The organism is Tunturiibacter psychrotolerans (assembly GCF_051013365.1).
GTDB classification, from domain to species: Bacteria; Acidobacteriota; Terriglobia; order Terriglobales; family Acidobacteriaceae; genus Edaphobacter; species Edaphobacter psychrotolerans_A.
Genome location: NZ_CP132941.1, coordinates 2,430,707 through 2,448,220, shown reverse-complemented (window position 1 = coordinate 2,448,220; position 17,514 = coordinate 2,430,707). Strand labels below are relative to the sequence as shown.

Here is a 17,514-nt window from a genome sequence, read left to right as displayed (position 1 = left end):
CGGCAAAACAGTAGGCTCTCCTCGCATCTGCCATTATCTTTAAAACAACATGCGCCGACCCCAGCTCTACCTGCTGCTTCCCCTGGCTCTTCTGCTCTCTACATCCAGCTCTTCCTCTGCAATCGAGGTCAAAGTCTCCGCGCAAGCATTGGAGCGCACACTCCGTGCCCAGCTCTTCAACGGCCCACAAGGCCGTTACTACATCCGCGGAGACGCCACCTCTCCCTGCTACGTCTACGCCGAGTCGCCCCACGTCACCTTCATCCAGGATCGCATCGTCGTCCACGTTCACGCGAAATCGAAGCTCGGAACCTCCGTCCACGGCACCTGCCTCGGCGTCTCGCTCACCACCGACACCGACGTCTCGCTCATCCCCGAAGCTGAAGAAGAAAGCATCGGATTTCGCGATGCGCGAATCGAACGCCTCAGCGAATCCCGCGAGTTGAACTTCATCCTCGCGCCCTTCCTCAGCCACAAGGTCCCCGCACAGATGAAGGTCAACGCAGCTGTCCTAATGCGTCAGCTTCTCAGTCGCTCGACCGAAACCACTGGCTACGCCCTTTCGCTCGACTCGCTAAAGCTGCACTCCCTCCTCGTCGAAGGAGAATCTCTGGTTATGGACGCCGACGCCAACCTGAAAGTCAACTAGCTTCGATGACGTCTACTGCGGAGTCGCCGAAGCTGGCGTTACTGCTGGCGCAGGCAACGGCCGCCGCACGTCTTCCGCTCCAGCAGCAGATGGAGCGCCAGTCAGCGTCGTCGGCTCTCCCGGTATCAACTCGACAGCAGCATCCTTCGGCGCTTTGAAGCGCCCATCCGTCAGGTAAGCCACCACAAATCCAGCCGCAACCTCGGGATTCAGGATCGCCAACGGCACAACGTACTTCTTCGACTTCACCACCGCCTCCAGCACGCCATCGATGGGGTGACTCCGCTTAATACTTCCCGGAACCTGCGGAATCATGAACGTCGAAAACTTCAGATCAGGATGCTGATCGGCATACTTCGTCAGCGATCGCGCCACTTGTTTCGGCGTGGTAATTCCCAGGTCGGAAAAGAAGTTTCGATGCACGCTGTGCGGATAATAAACATCAAGCAACGTCCGCGAAAAATCGGCGCAGTTGTGAAACAGCAGATTGAAATGTCCAACATTTCGGTTGTCGTTGAACTGATTCATAAACTGCTCATCTTCCTCTGCTGTCGTCTGAATCTGAAAGCCGTAGATCCTGCGGTCGTACGACGCTCCCACAAGCTGCGTCCATTCGCCTCCGGGAGCTTCACCTACCTTCTTGCCCTTTTCTACATCGGGCGCAAGCGCAAGCAGATGGTCTCGCCTGTATTGATCGCGCAAGTTGGCCTCAAGCGCAGCATCCGCCGTCTTCGGCACATCCTCCACCCGCTCCACCGCATACAGATACGGCACCAACGGAATAGCCAGCCAATCATAGCCATCGATCTTGTGATAGCGGCTGATCACCGCACCGGGCTCGCCTGCTCCACAAGGCCGCAGCCTAGTCGGCGACTCCGCGCAAATGTGATTCAGATAAATTGCCGCATGGCCAGTTGGATTGAACGCCCCGAATTCACCGTAGGGCTCTTCCATCAGCAGCGCCGCATCCGCTCGCGCCAAAACTCCGCCCATCGCCAACGCCAAAATAACGAGCGCCGTCACGCAGGCGCGCATCTTTCCCATCCCCAAACCTCTCAGCACCAAACCTCTCTGCCTCAGATGCGATCGACAGACCTCATCGACCCAAACCCCTATTTTCGCAGGAGGTTGTGCCCTTTTCACATAGGCCCACAAAATGGGGATGAGAGGTTGAAAAGGGGTTGCAGAGTTGTAGCGCCAGCTAGAAAGAAACCCTGGCGCCAAACTGAAACTGTCGAGGATCTGATGCAGCAGTCGGCGTACCCGCCGCGGTATAGAGCAGGTTCACATCCAGCGTGTTGTTCTTATTGATCAGGTTGAAGACATCAGCAGTAACTTGGAGCGCGATCTGATGCGGAAACGTGAACGCTTTCGCAATACGCAAATCCGTGAACACGGTATAAGGCTTTACGCCGACATTGCGGCCAAGGTCTCCGGCATAGTAGTTGCTTGTCGGACCGGCATCCCCTGGTGCATCGGCATAGCACGGCAGATTGAAAGCCCCAGTCGGAGAGTACTTCGACAGCACCGGAGCGGTGCCGCAGCTTGTGGTCCCGCTACCGGGGGCGACCGCATTAGGCCGATCCGTGAGCGGATCGAAATCAAAGTTCGTATCCGTTCCGGTCAGAATATTAAACGGCCTTCCCGAAGAGACCTCAAAGATCGGCGCAACGGTGAAATTCGAGAAGACCGTCGGAACAAATCCCGAGCCCCCTAGACGGCCCGAGTTATAAACCCCCGAAAGCACAAAGCGGTGCCGCTGATCGAAAGTGGAGTTGCTTCGCTCCGCATTCGGGTTGAAGTTGCTCTGCGGCGCGTCCGACGTGGACACAACATCGGTCGAGTCGTCGATGGCATGCGACAAAGTGTAGCTGACCAGAAACTCAAAGTTCGTACTGTAGCGCTTCCTCAGGTTCACGCTCAGCGCGTTATAGCTGGACGTCCCGGTCGTAAGATTAGGTGTCATATCGCCGAATGGAACCGGAATACCGACGCCCAGCCCATCCGTCGCTGCTATCTCGCTGGCCAGCGCAACGCATTGACCACCGCCAACATTCGGATTCGCGAGAAAGCTCGCCAGCGACGTATTGAGCCCCGACTTGCGGAAGAAGTTCAGCAGCGCCGGAGTCACGAATGGTCCCGTAGGACCGACGCCGCAAGGATTGACCCCAGCCGCGGTTCCCACCGTCAACGGATTCGACGTTGGGCCTGCAGTCCCCGGAGCCGCGGTCCCCGCCTTCACCGCATTTACCGCATTGCGCCAATTTGCGGTTAGCAACTGCGGATTTACGGGATTTACGTTCACCGGCCGATTCAGGTGCCGTCCGCCCGTCGAATTGAAAGCAACGTTTAGTGACATATCGTGACCAAGATCCGTCTCCACCCCGAAAGAGATCTGCTGCACGTAAGGCGTCACGTAGTGCAGGTCTGCAGGCAGACCAGAGGGAAGAATCGCCAGTGGAAATCCGGCCGCCAGAAAATTCTGATTTGCGAATACAGAATTAGAATTATCAGGATCGAACCGCTGCTGACTCGCAATGTAGTTGACCCCAGCCGCCGCGGCGCCAAGGCAATTCGGATTTCCCAGGGATCCCTGGAACGCATTCGTAGCATTCAAATTAAGTGGACTTGCTGCACCATTCGGACTGGCGATGCTGCACGGAGAGCCGCCGCCAAGAATCACCAGAGGAACCTTCGTCGAGTTAAAAATCATCGACTGCGACTCAAGATTTCCCGGCGCACGATCGTAAAACAGCCCGTAGTTCGCGCGAATTACGGTCTTCGCATCGCCTCGCACGTCGTACGCAATTCCAATACGCGGCGCAAAGTTTGTTGGCGCCAGCCGGATGCCCTCGCGGATCCCATAGAGCCTCTCAGCTTGATTAGTGTTGTCGTTCAGAGCAAGCTGCGTCGGAAACGCCTCAACGTCATACCGAATCCCGAGATTCAACGTCATCCTGCTCGTCGCCCGCCAGCTATCCTGCAGAAACCAGCCAAGCGTCTTCAGGTCGTACTTATAGGTCGTCTGTCCGATGCCCTGCGCGAACGACTGCGGAATCCCCAATCCATACGCCTGAACTGCAGAGAAGCCTGGAAGTCCCTCAAGTAATGGCGAAACATCCGTCGCATTCAAACCCGCAAACGTGTAGTCGCCCCCACCATAGAGCTGCCCCTGCAGCAGATTGATGGGAATATATCGAAGGTCGATACCCATCTTGAGCGTGTGACCGCCGACCGTGTACGTAAAGTTGTCCTGCAGCTGATTTTGATCCTCAATCCGGTCGACAACGGAAAATGGTGTCTTCCCAAAATACGCATAACCTGGAATATTTACCGCTGTGTTGTCGCCGCCCGGCGAATTGGTATTCGCGAATCTCACCGGATGCCGCGCAAACTGGAAGCGCAGGTCATTCACTTTGTTGTTGCCGATGATGATCGTGTACTGACCCGCGATCGCAAAATCGTGCAGACTCTGCGTCGCCGTGCGGGAGAAAGAATTCTCGCCAAGATTCTGGTTCGCCGCACTCTCTTCGATTCCCGTAATGTAGCTCGGGCTCACGCTCGCATGCAGAACAAGCTGCTGATTGCTCGTCAGCTTATGGTCGATCCGCAGCGAATACACCTCGGTCTTTTCCGTGACCGGAAAGTTCCCGATCAGACTGTTGAGCGGCGTAAACGAGGCAGGCGTCGGCTGTCCAGAAGTAACAAAGTTTCTTGGCCCAATCGTCGATTGCAGAAATGCAGGATTCTGCCCCGTCGTCGCCAGCGTCGATCCCGATCCAACCAGCGCAATGTACTGTTGAATCCCTGGCGTATTCGCTGGGACGCCCGCATTCTGCAGAAACGCCTGCTGTTCCGGCGTTCCCTGAATCGTAAGAGCCCCACCCGCAACCCCGTAGAACCGGCTCACATCGATGTTCGTCAAGCCAAAGTTGTTCGATCCGATATCCGAAAAACCCGTCTCCTGCCGCCGCGTAATCTCGGTCGAAAAGAAGTAGAACGTTTTATCAGGAACAATCGCGCCGCCAATCGTAAAACCTGCCTGAACCCGCGTATAAGCCGGCTGGTACACAGTCGAAAAAGGGTTCGTCGCCTGAATATAGCGATTGCGCAGAAACCCGAACGCGCTCCCATGCGTAGTATTTGTGCCTGATTTAGTCACAATATTTACCACGCCGCCCGACGCCCTGCCATACTCCGCCGCAAAGCCGTTCGTGATGATCTGGAACTCCTGCACCGCATCCTGCGACACCGTCGTTCGCGTGCCGCCAGAGATGTAATCGCCCGCATCGGCCCCATCGACGTTGATTGAATTCGAACGCGCCCGAACACCGCCAAAGTTCAGCCCCGAGGTCGGAATCGCCCCGATGGAAGGCGCCGCGTCGCGCGCAATCTGCGAGTTCGTCAGCGTGAAGTTGATGTAGTTACGCCCGTTCGTAGGCAGGTTGTCGATGCGAAGTTCGTCTACCGTAGTGGACTGCGAGCTCCGCTGCGTTTCAATAATGTCGGCGCCCGAGCTCACCGTCACAACCTGCGTCGTCCCTACTGTAAGCGAGAGCGGAAGCTCACCCTGTTCCCCGGTGGTCAAGACCACCTTCTCGCTGACGTACGTGTTAAAGCCCTTTGCTGTCGCCCTAACTGCATAGGTGCCCGGCGGCAGCAGCAGCAGGCGGTAGTTTCCTTGCCCATCGGTAGTCGTCGTGCGGGAAAAGCCCTTCGAGTCATCTGTGATCGTGACCGTCGCGTTCGGAATGACAGCCCCGGTCTGATCGTGAACCGTGCCGTTGAGCTGCGCCGTTGAGATGTTTTGAGCCCATAGACCGGTGGAAAAAGAACTCACCAGAAAAAGAACAGCGGCCAGAGCGGTGAAGACAAAAAGCCGCGAATTGACTTTGAACATGCGTGTTGCTCCCCGTTGTGTCAGCAGGCCCCAACTCATTTGGCAACGGCCCGACTGACAACTTTAACGACGCGATGTTCTACATGAATGACCATTCAGTACGCAAGAGGAAACCGGAGACCCTGCATTTAACTGATCAATCCCCGTTATAGAAAGGTCTCCAACGTCAGCTGTTTTGTGAACTTTGCGCAGCTCTCCCAACTCCTCCCCGCTGCGGCGATCCCCGCCAGTCACCACCGCCACGCGCAGAACGGGAGCCGCATATCACGCATCTGCGCTACCGTAATTGGACTAATTGCGGGTAACACCCAACTGCTTCCCAGCCGATGACTGCAATCCCCAAGCCATACGCGGCGTATTGTGTGCCATCCCGACCCGCCCATCCGGCCCCAACAGAATAATTCCGCCGTGCCCACCCAGACGATTGAACAAATAATCGATCGCCTCATGCGCAGCCTCATCCGGACTCGCCCCAGCCGCAACTCGATCCACGGCCCACTTGCCCAGCACCAGCTTCATAATCGGCTCGCCCCAACCCGTCAGCGACACCGCCGCCGAAAGATTATCCGCATAGCAGCCACATCCGATCAATGAAGAATCCCCGACGCGGCCCGGAGCCTTATTCAGCGTTCCGCCCGTACTGGTCCCCGCAGCAATATTGCCGTGAACATCAAGCGCCACCGCCCCCACCGTATCGTGCGACTCAAGACTCCCCGAAAAAGTCACATCCGGCAGTCCCGCCAACTCATCGGCCTGAGCCTTATATAACCGCTCCCGCTCCCGCGGCACCACCAGCTCCATGTTGTCGCAAAGTGCCATCCCATGCTGTCGCGCAAACCTCTCAGCCCCCACCCCAACAAAATAGACATGCGGCGACTTATCCAGCACCAACCGCGCAGCCCGTATCGGATTCCGCAGCCGCTCCACGCACGCCACGCCACCGGTACGAAGATTCTCGCCATTCATCAGCAGAGCATCCATCTGCACCCGGCCATCCTGCGTCAGAAACGACCCACGCCCCGCGTCAAACGTGTCGTCGTCCTCCATCACCGCAACCGCAGCCTCCACAGCATCCACCGCCGAAGCGCCCCGCTCCAACAACGCATAACCGGCGGCAAGCGCATTCGCGATGCCATCTTCGTGAGCAGCAATGGCATCGTCAGGCATTGCCCACGCACCGCCATGAATTAACAAAACTGGTTGAACACTCATCGCATCTCAAGTCTACGGGATGCACCTCTCCAGTCTTAAAATCAACACCAACTCGTCATAGCATCAAAACTAATCGAGGAATTCAATGGCAAAGACAATCGCTGATCTAATCGTCGAAACCCTGAAGATCGCCGGCGTCAAACGCATCTACGGTCTCCCCGGCGACTCTCTCAACGGATTTACCGACGCCCTTCGCCGAGACGGCACCATGGAATGGATCCACGTGCGCAACGAAGAGGCCGCCGCATTCGCCGCCGGAGCAGACGCTCATCTCACCGGCTCCCTCGCAGTCTGCGCCGCAAGCTGCGGCCCCGGCAACCTTCACCTCATCAATGGCCTCTTCGACTGCCATCGCAACCGCGTGCCTGTCCTCGCCATCGCCGCCCACATCCCCAGCCCCGAGATCGGCACTAACTACTTTCAGGAAACTCATCCCCAGAATCTCTTCAAAGAGTGCAGCGACTACTGCGAGATGGTCGGCATCCCCGAACAGATGCCGCGCGTCCTCAACATCGCCATGCGCACCGCCATCAACCTCTCCGGCGTCTCCGTCATCGTAATCCCCGGAGACGTCGCTCTCCACAGCGCCGCCGAATGCGACCCCGCACCCATCAGGCTCGCCCGTCCCCTCATCCGCCCCAACGACGAAGAGCTTCGCGACGCCGCCGAAATCCTCAACGCAGGAGCCAAAGTCACCATCCTCGGCGGAGCAGGCTGCAAGGACGCACACAAAGAGCTCATCGCCACCGCAGAGGCCTTGAAATCACCGATCGTCCACGCCCTCCGCGGCAAGGAATACATCGAGTACGACAATCCCTTCGACGTCGGGCTCACCGGCCTCATCGGCTTCAGCTCCGGCTACCACGCCATGGAAGACTGTGACGTCCTGCTGATGTTAGGGACTGACTTCCCCTATCCCCAGTTCTTCCCCAAACACGCGAAGGTCATTCAGATCGATCTTCGCGGCAACCAGATCGGCCGTCGCACCAAAGTCGATCTCGGTCTCGTCGGCTCCATCAAAGAGACGCTCTCCGCTCTCCTGCCTCTGCTCACTACAAAGACTGATCGCGCCCATCTCGACGCCAGGACAAAAGACTACAAAAAAGTTCGCGAAGGTCTTACCGAACTGGCTGGCGCAGACAACGACAAGACCCCGATCCATCCGCAATACGTTGCAAAACTCATCGACCAGCTCGCAGCCGACGACGCCATCTTCACCTGCGACGTAGGCACACCAACCGTCTGGTCCGCCCGCTACCTCACCATGAACGGACGCCGTCGCCTCCTCGGCTCCTTCAACCACGGATCAATGGCCTGCGCCGTCCCACAGGCCATCGGAGCGCAATCAGCGTTCCCCAACCGTCAGGTCGTCACGCTCTCCGGCGACGGCGGGCTGGCCATGATGCTGGGCGATCTCCTCACCCTCCGTCAGCAGAAACTGCCCGTCAAAATGGTGGTCTTCAACAACGGTGCTCTCGCCTTCGTCGAACTCGAGATGAAGGCCGGAGGCATCGTCACCTACGCCACGGATCTCGACAACCCAAGCTTTGCCGCTCTCGCCAACTCAATTGGCATTCAAGGCGTTCGCGTTGAAAAACCAAGCGAGCTGGAGTCGGCATTAAAAACCGCCTTCGCAACCCCGGGCCCTGCATTGGTCGAAGTGATGGTGAATCGTCTCGAACTCTCCATGCCGCCGCACATCAGCCTCGAGCAGATGAAAGGCTTCTCTCTCTACATGGCGAAGAGTGTTCTCAGCGGACGCGGCGACGAGATCGTCGACCTGGCAAAGACCAACGTAATTCAGCGAATCCTGTCGTAGTGTGAATCGCCAGGCGCCCCCGAAGGTCGGATGAGATCTTTCAGCCGACCATCGGGAGGCCCGGGCGAAGCCGGTATACAAGTCACGAAGTGACCGCCGCCCGCGCAGGGCGCACTTACTTTGTCTGCGTAATCAGCTTCTTCCGTCGCTCAGTCTCGACATACGTGTAGCGGATGCGATGAATCACCGTCAACGTAGCAAACAGCGCCAGCACCCATAGCGCAGGAGCCATCACGCCCCACCGATTGCACAACGCACCCAGGATCACGCAAACAATCCGCTCCGGCCGCTCCATAAACCCGACCTTGCACGTCCCGATCAACGCCTCAGCCCGAGCCCGCGTATAGCTCACCATCACGCACGCCGTCATGACAAACGCCACCAGCCCCACATAAAACAACCGGTTGCCCCGCGCGTAGTAAATCAGCAGACCAAAGAAAATTGCGACATCCGAGTAGCGATCCATCACCGAATCAAAAAACGCGCCAAACACCGAGACCTGGTTTGTCTTCCGCGCCACTCGTCCATCCACCATATCGAAGACACCGGCTCCGATAATGATCAGCCCTGCATACAGAAACATCCGGTTAGCGTTATAGGGTCGCGCAAACCCAAAGAAACACGCCGCGATGATGTTGATCACCAGTCCAATGAACGTCAGTGCGTTAGGCGAGATGCGGGTCAGCGCAAGGCCGTTCACGATCTTTTGCAGCAGCCAGCCGCTGCCTTTGCCGAATGCGCTTGTCCAGGTCAAAACTAATCCTCAGGGGAGAAAACCCCGCTTTTTACCGCTTTCTTGATACCACATCGCAATGCGTATAGGACACCCGTCGACGCCCTGAGTTACTCTTCGTCGGCGACGTCGTGAATGGTCAACAGCTTCAGGATCTCAAGTTCGCGCTTGCCGTTCGGCGTAATCACCGTCGCGGAATCGCCAACCTGCTTCCCCAGCAACGCCCGTCCGATCGGCGAAGTCGTCGAGATCAGCCCCTTGGACACATCGGACTCTTCGCTCGTAACCAACTGATACTTGATCTCTTCGTCCTTGCTCGAATCGAACACCGTCACGCGAGAGCCAAACCCAACCTTGTCACTAGGAATATTGACAAGGTTCACCATGGCCAGTTCGCCCATCCGCTTCTTCAACTGCCCCAGTCGGGCGTTGACAAAGACCTGGCGCTGTTTGGCCATGTGGTATTCGGCGTTTTCACTCAGGTCGCCCAGTGCGACGGCCTTCTTAATCTCTGCAGGAAGTTCAGTCGTGAGTTCATGCTCCAACAACTTAATCTCTTCTGCAAGCCTCTTCATTACTTGTTCTGGCATGGGGCCTTCCGGTTAAAACTAGGCGAGCGCGCTTGCCTTACCGCGGCAGCGCACTCTGGTCAAAACTCGATTATACGATGGCGCAAGGCCAAAACCCATCCCACTACCCTTTCACGAGTTCTAGGACCGCCCCCGTTCATTCGCCCTCGCCTCAAGAAAAGACTGCAAAATCAATACCGCCGCCACCTGGTCGATGATCCCCTTCCGCCCCATAGCCGCATGTCCGGCATCATCCAGGTGTCGGTGAGCCTGCGTCGTCGTCAGCCGCTCATCCCACAGATGCACCGTCAGCCCAAACTCCGTCCGCAGATCCTCGGCAAACGCCTGCGCCTTCGCCGCCTGCGGGCTCTGATCCCCCGACATGTACAGCGGATTTCCCACCACCGCCTCGGTCACCCCATGCTTGCGTAGCACCCGCGCCACCGACTTCAAATCCGCTCTCCTCCCCGCCCGATGCAGCGTAAACAGAGGCTGCGCCGTATATCCCAGCGGGTCCGAGATCGCCAGTCCAATCCGCCGATCGCCTACGTCGAACGCAAGCACGCGAGCCACCAGCGCACCCGTCGATTCCGAAGACCCGGAAGACACCGAGTCAACACCCTCACCGTCCTCATCACCCCGCGGATTCTCATCGGTAGTCACAAATTTGAGTCTACTTGCTCACGACCTCCCCGGCTCAGCCGTAAAATGAAGCGACGACGCCACCGACCCGAAGCTCAGCAATCCCAACCAAAGCCTGAAGCTAAGTCTTGATCCCCAATCCCTAAGCACCAAAACCCGGAGGCACCCACTTGAAGTTTCTCGGTACCCTTCTGCTGCTTCTGCTCATCGCCGCAGCCGTCGCAGCCGGCGTCATCTATCTCCCCTACGGCCCCACCACCGAGACCTTCGTCGATATCGCCCCCGGCACCAGCACCGAGTCCATCGCCGCCCAGCTCCAGCGCAGCGGCGTCATCCGCAGCCGTTACGGCTTCTATCTCCTCCGCCTCACCAAAGGTGGCCGCCTCCAGGCAGGCGAGTACCGCTTCGACCACAAGCTCCCCATGACCGACGTGTACAACCACATCCTCCACGGCGAAATCTACACCCGAGCCCTCACCATCCCCGAAGGCTTCAACATCTTCGACATTGCCCAGGCCGTCCAGGACGCCGGCTTCGGCTCCCGCGACGCCTTCCTCGCCGCCGAACGCCAGCACACCGAACTCATCGCCGCCTGGACCGACGGCCCAACCCCCGCCTCGCTCGAAGGCTACCTCTTTCCCGACACCTACCAGTTCTCACGCCACGCCACCCCGCTCCAGATCCTCTCCGCCATGGTCCACCGTTTTCATCAGGAGTCCGCACAGCTAGGCCTCACCCACGACATTCCCCAAACCGTCATCATGGCCTCCCTCATCGAAAAAGAGGTCCGTCAGGACGCCGAGCGCCCCCTCGTGGCCGGTGTCTTCGTCAACCGCCTCGCCAAAGGCATCCCCCTCGCCACCGACCCCACCGTCATCTACGCCGCCCTCCTCGACAATCGCTGGCGCGGCACCATCTACGCCTCAGACCTGCAATCGCCATCGCCCTACAACACCTACAAACATGCCGGCCTTCCCCCGGGCCCCATCGCCAATCCCGGCGTTGCCGCCCTCCGCGCAGCCATGCGCCCCGCCCGCACCGACTACCTCTACTTCGTCAGCGACGCCGCCGGCCACACACGTTTCTCGGCCACCCTCCAGGAGCACGCCCAACAGGTCCAGTCCTACCGCCAGGCGCAAAAACACTAGCACGCTGCTAACGTTCAGCCGTTAACTTTGAGAAACACTTCGGAACCCCGAAACATCCAAGCCGTATAGAAATAATCGAGAGCGGACGCATCACGGCCTCCAGCAAGAGGAAACGAGCCGGGAAAGATATACTTGAAGTTTGTGCTCATGAGGATAAGACAAGCGGTGGCGATGGCAATCATTGGGCTGGCTCCGGCGCTCACCGGATGCCTGACCCATACCCGCATCGTCCCCAAGACCCGCCCAGCCGACGTCGTGCTCAACGCTGAGCTCGGTCTGCTCCTCAAGCAGGTCGACCAGCGCTTCGAAGCCGTCCAAACCATGAACGCGGCCATCGAAATCGTCGCCACCACAGGCGGCGGCCGTCAGGGCAAAGAAACCACCTATCCCAGCTTCGGCGGATACATCTTCATCAGAAAGCCACAGGACCTTCGCGTCCTGCTCCGCGTCCCCTTTCTCGGGTCCGTCGCACTCGACATGGTCAGCAACGGCAAAACCTGGAAGCTCTGGGTTCCCAAACGCAACCTCGCCATGACCGGCACCAGCGAAGTCACCAAGCCCTCCACCAACGGCCTCGAAAACCTCCGCCCCGCCGTCTTCTTCGACTCGCTCCTCGTCCATGGTCTCGGTCCCGATCAGGTCGTCTCCCTCACCCAGGACACGCGCGTCGTCACAAACGAAAAAAATAAAAAAGATCTCGTCGAGGAGCAGGACTACGACCTCGAGTTTCTCGCCCAGCCCGAGGGCAAAACCGCCCATGCCGTCCGCGTCATCCACATCGGCCGCAACAACCTTCTGCCTTATCAGCAAGACATCTACGGCCCCGACGGCACCGTCGTCACCCGCGCCTTCTATAGCAACTACCAGAAGTTCGGCGACACTCCCTTCCCCATGAAGATCGAGATCAGCCGCCCGCAGGACCAGTACACCCTCACGATCACCATCACCAAGCTGACCCTCAATCAAAAACTCGAAGACGACCAGTTCGAACTAAGAATCCCCGACAACGTCCCCGTCAAAAACATGGATTAGCTCGTCCGAACCGCCTCCGAGTTACCCCCTGTTCTCCTCCCACTCTCAAATAGAAACGTCGTCATCTCGACCGAAGCGGTTCACGGTCTCACCTTGAATCGCGCAATGGAGAAGCCTGCCCTGGCGAAGCCGAATGGGACCCCGTATTTCGCCGTTGCCTATTCTTCACCTCCGCACGCGAACTCCCGCCACTGGATCAAGAAAACTCCCCTTCGCATCAAAGATTACGGCTCAGGCCTGAAAGGCGACCGATGAAAGCAATGCAGCTCTATCAGTCTTCAGAAGGCGTCTCCCTCCACCTCAGCCGAGTCCCCGAACCAACACCCGGCAAAGGAGAGGTCTTGATCCTGGTCCAAGCCGCCGGCGTCACCCCCACCGAACTCGTCTGGTACCCGACCACCCACACCAAGGACGGAGCCGAACGCAAAAACGCCATCCCCGGCCACGAGTTCTCCGGCGTCATCGTCGCCTTCGGCGAAGACGTCACCGGCTTGACCCTCGGCCAACCCGTCTACGGCATGAACGACTGGTTCGCGGAGGGTGCCACCGCCGAGTTCTGCCTCACCATCCCCGCCAGCATCGCCCCCAAGCCCTCCACCCTCACCCACGCCGAAGCCGCCACCATCCCCATCGGAGCACTCACCGCCTGGCAAGGCCTCTTCACCCACGCCAAGCTCCAACCGAAGGAGCGCGTCCTGGTCCACGGCGCCGCCGGAGCCGTCGGCATCTTCGCTACCCAGCTCGCCCACCGCCACGGAGCCTTCGTCATCGCCACCGCCTCCACCCCAACACTCGATCTCGTCAAACAGCTCGGCGCCGACGAGGTCATCGACTACGAAACGTCGCGCTTTCAAGATCTCGTCCGCGACATCGACGTAGTCTTCGACACCGTAGGTGGCGAGACCCGCGATCTCTCCCTGCCCATCCTCAAACCCGAAGGCCGCCTGATCACCATCGCCGCCGACGCCGAAAGCAGCACCGACCCTCGCGTCAAAGAATCCTTCTTCATCGTCGAACCCAACCAAACCCAACTCATCGAGATCGCAAAACTACTAGACGCCGGATCATTGAAAACATTCGTCAACGCCGCAGTCCCGCTCGACGACGCAGCAGCAGCCTACGCCAAAACCATCCCGCAAAAATTAGGCTACGGCAAAGTAGTCATCACCCTCGACCCTCAATCTGTTTAGGATTTTGGGCTTCTAAAACGTGAATTGAAATCGCTTTGATCCCAACACTCACTCTACTTTTTAAAGCTGTCATCGACCGAGGCGTAGCGAAGTGGAGGAACCTGCTGTTCGATCGCTGATTGAGGGATCTCCGATCCAACGTCTTAAAATCTCATCGATGTCCCCTAGTCCTCCGCCCAACGCGCTCCGGCATCCGCAACAGAATACGAGCCACGCTCCGACCGTCCCTCGCTCTTCGTCACAGAAACCAGCGCCCCTAACAAGAGCGCACCCCCGGCATCCGCAAACACCGAGTAATTCAGCGGGCCTTTAATCCCCCCGCTCCACGTCATTGCCAACGCGAACAACCCAAACAGCACAGCAGACCCATACGCGACATACTCCAGCTTGTACCCAATCAGCAGCCCCACTCCAAACACAGTCTCCAACACTGTCGCAATCCAAGCCAGCGCCGGTATTACCGCCTTCGGCGCAAAGCTGTTCACGACTCCGCAATAAGCCACAAAGTGTGCCCAATCCCCCCACGAAGCACGCGGCGACCCATACGGTCCCCACAGCCCAAACCTATCCGCCACAGCCGAAAGCAGCGTCACCGCCAGCGCAATGCGCCCCACCCACAAAGCAAACGTAACAACACGAGAAGATCTCATAGTCAGACACTCAGACCGCAACTTCAAATAAACCCATAACAGAACTGTCGCTATATTTCGGTGAAAAGGCTAACTAGGGCGTCCTCTTGATGACTGGCCCAGAGCCGCATTCAGGAGGCAAAGGGATGATCTTTCCACCCTTCACGCCACCTTTGCCGTCGGGCATGTAGACCGGGAAGGATTCGCCATCTCCGAGATAGAAGATTGAAACGCTGGTGCGCACGGCAATCGCGTGTCCGTGCTTCTCGTAAGGTTTATATGTCCACTCCTTGATCGCTACCATCGCCGAGTCTTTCAGTTCGTCATACCCACTCACAAACTCCGCGTCACTCACTTTTCCTTTCTCATCGACGGCAACCTTCAGTATCACCATAGCGTTCGAGCACTTTTTTATTGCCCCCTCGGGCAACTTTGGCGCAACAACATGATCCAAACGCTTAGCCATAACTGTTTCGGGAACCTCCACCGCTTTAGCGGAAATTCCGCCATCCTGAGCAAAGCAGGTGGCCAGAGCAGAGACAAACAACACGAGCCGCAACAAAGAGCGGAAGTAGGCATGAACGGTCATTCCAGCCAACTATATCTCCTGTGGGGGTTTCGAAATCAGATCGCAGTTTAAAGAAATCATCGCCGTTCCCGATAGAGGACTGGCGCGCGCGGTCGCCTATCAGCACCGTTTCCAAACAGGGAAACATTCGCAGTTACATAAAGTCCCGAAGCCCTGCCCGCTCCGCATGCACCGCAATCGCCTCGTTGATCTCGAGCGCCAGCGCCAGCGCCGCACGCCCATCTTCACCGGACACCACCGGCCTCGACCGCTCACGCACAGCCTTCAAAAACGCCTCAATCTCCAGTCGCAGAGGCTCCCCCAACTCCACCGCCACCTTCTTCAGCGACAGACCCGCCGAAGGATGTCCTCCCGGAAGCGCCCCCGCCTGTTGCGCTTTCTCCGCCAGAGCAGCAAGCATCGCCGGATCCATTCCAGCAGCCGCCGTAACATCGATCATCAACAGATCCTGCCGCGCAAAATCCAGCGAAAGATACTGGTGTGGCTGAAAGAATCGCAGCTTCCTCACCCGCTCCGTACTCACCCGGCTCGCCGTAAAGTTCGCAATGCAGCCGTTCTCAAACTCCACCCGCACATTCGCGATATCCACCTTGCGCGACAGCACCGGCAGCCCCACGGCCCTCACCTCGCGCACCGGCGAAGCCACCAGGCTCAGCACAATATCCAGATCATGAATCATCAAATCCAGCACCACATCCACATCGAGCGAACGCGGCGTAAATATGCTCAGCCTATGCGCCTCAAAGAACATCGGCTTATGCAGATGCTGCTGCGCCGCAGTCACCGCCGGATTGAACCGCTCCAGATGTCCCACCTGCACCACGCGACCATGCTTCTGAGCCAGCTCAAGAATCAAATCAGCATCCGCAAGACTCGCCGCCAGCGGCTTCTCAATCAACAGATCGACACCAGCAGTCAGCAACGGCGCAGCCGCAGAAGCATGATGTATCGTCGGCACACAAACCGACGCAGCATCCAACCCACCCACCGCAGTCAGGCAAGCCTCAATCGTCTCAAAGCCCGGCACACTAAACTTCTCGGACGCCGCAGCCGCCGCAGCCGAATCGCGATCGACCACGGCCACAAGCTCAACCGCCTGCCCCGCCTGCTGAAGCTCCCGCAGCACCCGCAGATGATTGCGCCCAAAGGCTCCCGCCCCAACCACGGCAACCCGCAGCGCCCGCGTACCCGCCACTACTTTTTGACCGAAGCCTCAACCGCCTCGCGGCAGCGGGCATACAGCTCCAGCAGATGCGTCACCTGATCGTCACTCTTAGGCGAGCTCGGCAGACCAAAACCAGTCGACCCCGAGGATTTGCTTCCAACATTAGCTTGCGATGCGACGAACTTAAGTAAATCAAGCGCGATATCTTCGGTACGACGCGCCGTGCTGATGGATTCCATGAAGTGTTCCCTCTCGTTTCTCTAGCTGATGTTAACGGCCCACATGCCATGCACGCAAATACGTCACTTCACCCAGACGATAGACTTCTCCTGGAACGACAAATCACCAGAGGGTTCGCATGGAATTCTGCGACGACGATCTGACGAACTTCGAAGCCAACGGCGCCACACTTCCCACGGCCCCAGACACCGAGGGTTACGTCGAACACGAGGGAGCCAAAATCTGGTACGCCACCTACGGCTCCGGCTCCCCTGTCATCCTGCTCCACGGAGGCTTCGGACACAGCGGCAACTGGAGCTATCAGCTTCCCGACCTCCTCGCCTCCGGCCACCGCGTCATTCTCATCGATAGCCGTGGCCACGGCCGCAGCACACGCGACGCCCGCCCCTACTCCTACGAACTGATGGCCTCAGACGTCCTCGCCGTCATGAACGCACTTCACCTCGAACGAGCCGCCCTGGTCGGTTGGAGCGATGGCGCCTGCACCGCTCTCATCCTCGCCGATCAAGCTCCCACCCGCGTCGCCGGCGCATTTTTCTTCGGCTGCAACATGGATCCCAGCGGCTTAAAACAAATCAACGAACGCAACCCACTCCTCCACCGCTGCCTGTCACGTCACGCAATGGATTACGCCCAGCTCTCACCCACACCCGACCAGTTCAACGAGTTCGCCCATGCCGTCCGCATCATGATGAGCACGCAACCCAACTACACCGCGCAAGACTTATCCCGAATCAGCGTACCGGTCATCATCGTCCAAGCCGAACACGACGAATTCATCAAGCAACAACACGCCGAGTATCTGGCTAGCACTATCCCCAACGCAAAGCTCGCCATCCTCAAAGACGTAAGCCACTTCGCACCGCTCCAGCGCCCACACCAGTTCAACGCCGCCGTCCTCGCCTTCCTAACCGAACGAGCTCTCTGATCGCGACCAACGGGAGCGCCAACCGAAGGGGTACACAAGTCACGAAGTGACCGCCGCCCGCGCAGGGCG

At 58.3% G+C, this 17,514-nt stretch carries 16 protein-coding genes; 6 read left to right on the top strand and 10 right to left on the bottom strand.

Going from position 1 to position 17,514, the window contains the following annotated elements:
* Nucleotides 1-49: 49 nt before the first annotated feature.
* Nucleotides 50-649, top strand: a complete 600-nt coding sequence (locus RBB76_RS10435; RefSeq protein WP_429632175.1) for a hypothetical protein — start codon at nucleotides 50-52, stop codon at nucleotides 647-649.
* Nucleotides 650-661: 12 nt separating this feature from the next.
* Here the strand turns inward: RBB76_RS10435 and RBB76_RS10430 are convergent, their stop codons facing one another.
* From RBB76_RS10430 to RBB76_RS10420, 3 genes are all read right to left on the bottom strand, one after another.
* Nucleotides 662-1,693 (bottom strand): hypothetical protein, encoded by a 1,032-nt coding sequence (locus tag RBB76_RS10430; RefSeq protein WP_429632172.1) that lies wholly within the window; start codon nucleotides 1,691-1,693, stop codon nucleotides 662-664.
* 157 nt (nucleotides 1,694-1,850) lie between these two features.
* Nucleotides 1,851-5,549: a TonB-dependent receptor domain-containing protein gene (locus RBB76_RS10425; protein WP_429632170.1), complete on the bottom strand. Its 3,699-nt coding sequence runs from the start codon at nucleotides 5,547-5,549 to the stop codon at nucleotides 1,851-1,853.
* Nucleotides 5,550-5,840: 291 nt separating this feature from the next.
* Entirely contained in the window at nucleotides 5,841-6,761 is a 921-nt protein-coding gene (locus RBB76_RS10420) for an isoaspartyl peptidase/L-asparaginase (RefSeq protein ID WP_429632168.1), read from the bottom strand.
* Between the two features lie 85 nt (nucleotides 6,762-6,846).
* On the opposite strand from RBB76_RS10420, the gene poxB reads away from it, so the two are divergent.
* Nucleotides 6,847-8,580, top strand: coding sequence for a ubiquinone-dependent pyruvate dehydrogenase (gene poxB, locus RBB76_RS10415; protein WP_429632166.1), 1,734 nt, complete (start codon nucleotides 6,847-6,849; stop codon nucleotides 8,578-8,580).
* A gap of 115 nt (nucleotides 8,581-8,695) precedes the next feature.
* Here the strand turns inward: poxB and RBB76_RS10410 are convergent, their stop codons facing one another.
* From RBB76_RS10410 to ruvX, 3 genes are all read right to left on the bottom strand, one after another.
* Nucleotides 8,696-9,334, bottom strand: a complete 639-nt coding sequence (locus RBB76_RS10410; RefSeq protein ID WP_429632164.1) for a CDP-alcohol phosphatidyltransferase family protein — start codon at nucleotides 9,332-9,334, stop codon at nucleotides 8,696-8,698.
* Nucleotides 9,335-9,423: 89 nt separating this feature from the next.
* The gene (locus RBB76_RS10405) at nucleotides 9,424-9,903 is read right to left on the bottom strand and encodes a GreA/GreB family elongation factor (RefSeq protein ID WP_429632162.1); all 480 of its coding nucleotides are present in this window, start codon (nucleotides 9,901-9,903) and stop codon (nucleotides 9,424-9,426) included.
* A 120-nt stretch (nucleotides 9,904-10,023) separates the two neighbouring features.
* Nucleotides 10,024-10,545, bottom strand: a complete 522-nt coding sequence (gene ruvX, locus RBB76_RS10400) for a Holliday junction resolvase RuvX (protein WP_429632160.1) — start codon at nucleotides 10,543-10,545, stop codon at nucleotides 10,024-10,026.
* A gap of 149 nt (nucleotides 10,546-10,694) precedes the next feature.
* Here ruvX and mltG point away from each other — a divergent pair, with 149 nt between their 5' ends.
* From mltG to RBB76_RS10385, 3 genes are all read left to right on the top strand, one after another.
* Nucleotides 10,695-11,672 carry an endolytic transglycosylase MltG gene (gene mltG / locus RBB76_RS10395; RefSeq protein WP_429632158.1) on the top strand — a complete coding sequence of 326 codons (978 nt, stop codon included), beginning with the start codon at nucleotides 10,695-10,697 and terminating at the stop codon, nucleotides 11,670-11,672.
* A 147-nt stretch (nucleotides 11,673-11,819) separates the two neighbouring features.
* Complete coding sequence (locus tag RBB76_RS10390; protein WP_429632156.1) at nucleotides 11,820-12,704, top strand: LolA family protein; 885 nt, start codon at nucleotides 11,820-11,822, stop codon at nucleotides 12,702-12,704.
* A gap of 251 nt (nucleotides 12,705-12,955) precedes the next feature.
* Nucleotides 12,956-13,894, top strand: a complete 939-nt coding sequence (locus tag RBB76_RS10385; RefSeq protein ID WP_429632154.1) for an NADP-dependent oxidoreductase — start codon at nucleotides 12,956-12,958, stop codon at nucleotides 13,892-13,894.
* Between the two features lie 164 nt (nucleotides 13,895-14,058).
* On the opposite strand, the gene RBB76_RS10380 is transcribed toward RBB76_RS10385, so the two are convergent.
* The 4 genes from RBB76_RS10380 to RBB76_RS10365 form a co-directional block, all read right to left on the bottom strand.
* Nucleotides 14,059-14,544: a hypothetical protein gene (locus RBB76_RS10380; protein WP_429632152.1), complete on the bottom strand. Its 486-nt coding sequence runs from the start codon at nucleotides 14,542-14,544 to the stop codon at nucleotides 14,059-14,061.
* 73 nt (nucleotides 14,545-14,617) lie between these two features.
* A complete protein-coding gene (locus RBB76_RS10375) occupies nucleotides 14,618-15,112 on the bottom strand; it encodes an energy transducer TonB (protein WP_429632150.1) in 495 nt (164 codons plus the stop codon).
* A 133-nt stretch (nucleotides 15,113-15,245) separates the two neighbouring features.
* Entirely contained in the window at nucleotides 15,246-16,307 is a 1,062-nt protein-coding gene (locus tag RBB76_RS10370) for a Gfo/Idh/MocA family oxidoreductase (protein ID WP_429632148.1), read from the bottom strand.
* Nucleotides 16,307-16,516, bottom strand: a complete 210-nt coding sequence (locus RBB76_RS10365; RefSeq protein ID WP_429632146.1) for a hypothetical protein — start codon at nucleotides 16,514-16,516, stop codon at nucleotides 16,307-16,309. Before RBB76_RS10365 ends, RBB76_RS10370 begins: the two co-directional genes overlap by 1 nt.
* 119 nt (nucleotides 16,517-16,635) lie before the next feature.
* Between RBB76_RS10365 and RBB76_RS10360 the strand changes: the two genes are divergently transcribed.
* Entirely contained in the window at nucleotides 16,636-17,445 is an 810-nt protein-coding gene (locus tag RBB76_RS10360; protein WP_429632144.1) for an alpha/beta fold hydrolase, read from the top strand.
* The last annotated feature ends 69 nt before the right edge of the window (nucleotides 17,446-17,514 follow it).

What these genes read in the sequence shown, in the direction of transcription:
- RBB76_RS10435 (WP_429632175.1), top strand. Translation starts at nt 50, where the DNA reads ATGCGCCGACCCCAGCTCTACCTGCTGCTTCCCCTGGCTCTTCTGCTC.
- RBB76_RS10430 (WP_429632172.1), bottom strand. Translation starts at nt 1,693, where the DNA reads ATGGGAAAGATGCGCGCCTGCGTGACGGCGCTCGTTATTTTGGCGTTG.
- RBB76_RS10425 (WP_429632170.1), bottom strand. Translation starts at nt 5,549, where the DNA reads ATGTTCAAAGTCAATTCGCGGCTTTTTGTCTTCACCGCTCTGGCCGCT.
- RBB76_RS10420 (WP_429632168.1), bottom strand. Translation starts at nt 6,761, where the DNA reads ATGAGTGTTCAACCAGTTTTGTTAATTCATGGCGGTGCGTGGGCAATG.
- poxB (WP_429632166.1), top strand. Translation starts at nt 6,847, where the DNA reads ATGGCAAAGACAATCGCTGATCTAATCGTCGAAACCCTGAAGATCGCC.
- RBB76_RS10405 (WP_429632162.1), bottom strand. Translation starts at nt 9,903, where the DNA reads ATGCCAGAACAAGTAATGAAGAGGCTTGCAGAAGAGATTAAGTTGTTG.
- RBB76_RS10390 (WP_429632156.1), top strand. Translation starts at nt 11,820, where the DNA reads ATGAGGATAAGACAAGCGGTGGCGATGGCAATCATTGGGCTGGCTCCG.
- RBB76_RS10385 (WP_429632154.1), top strand. Translation starts at nt 12,956, where the DNA reads ATGAAAGCAATGCAGCTCTATCAGTCTTCAGAAGGCGTCTCCCTCCAC.
- RBB76_RS10380 (WP_429632152.1), bottom strand. Translation starts at nt 14,544, where the DNA reads ATGAGATCTTCTCGTGTTGTTACGTTTGCTTTGTGGGTGGGGCGCATT.
- RBB76_RS10375 (WP_429632150.1), bottom strand. Translation starts at nt 15,112, where the DNA reads ATGACCGTTCATGCCTACTTCCGCTCTTTGTTGCGGCTCGTGTTGTTT.
- RBB76_RS10365 (WP_429632146.1), bottom strand. Translation starts at nt 16,516, where the DNA reads ATGGAATCCATCAGCACGGCGCGTCGTACCGAAGATATCGCGCTTGAT.
- RBB76_RS10360 (WP_429632144.1), top strand. Translation starts at nt 16,636, where the DNA reads ATGGAATTCTGCGACGACGATCTGACGAACTTCGAAGCCAACGGCGCC.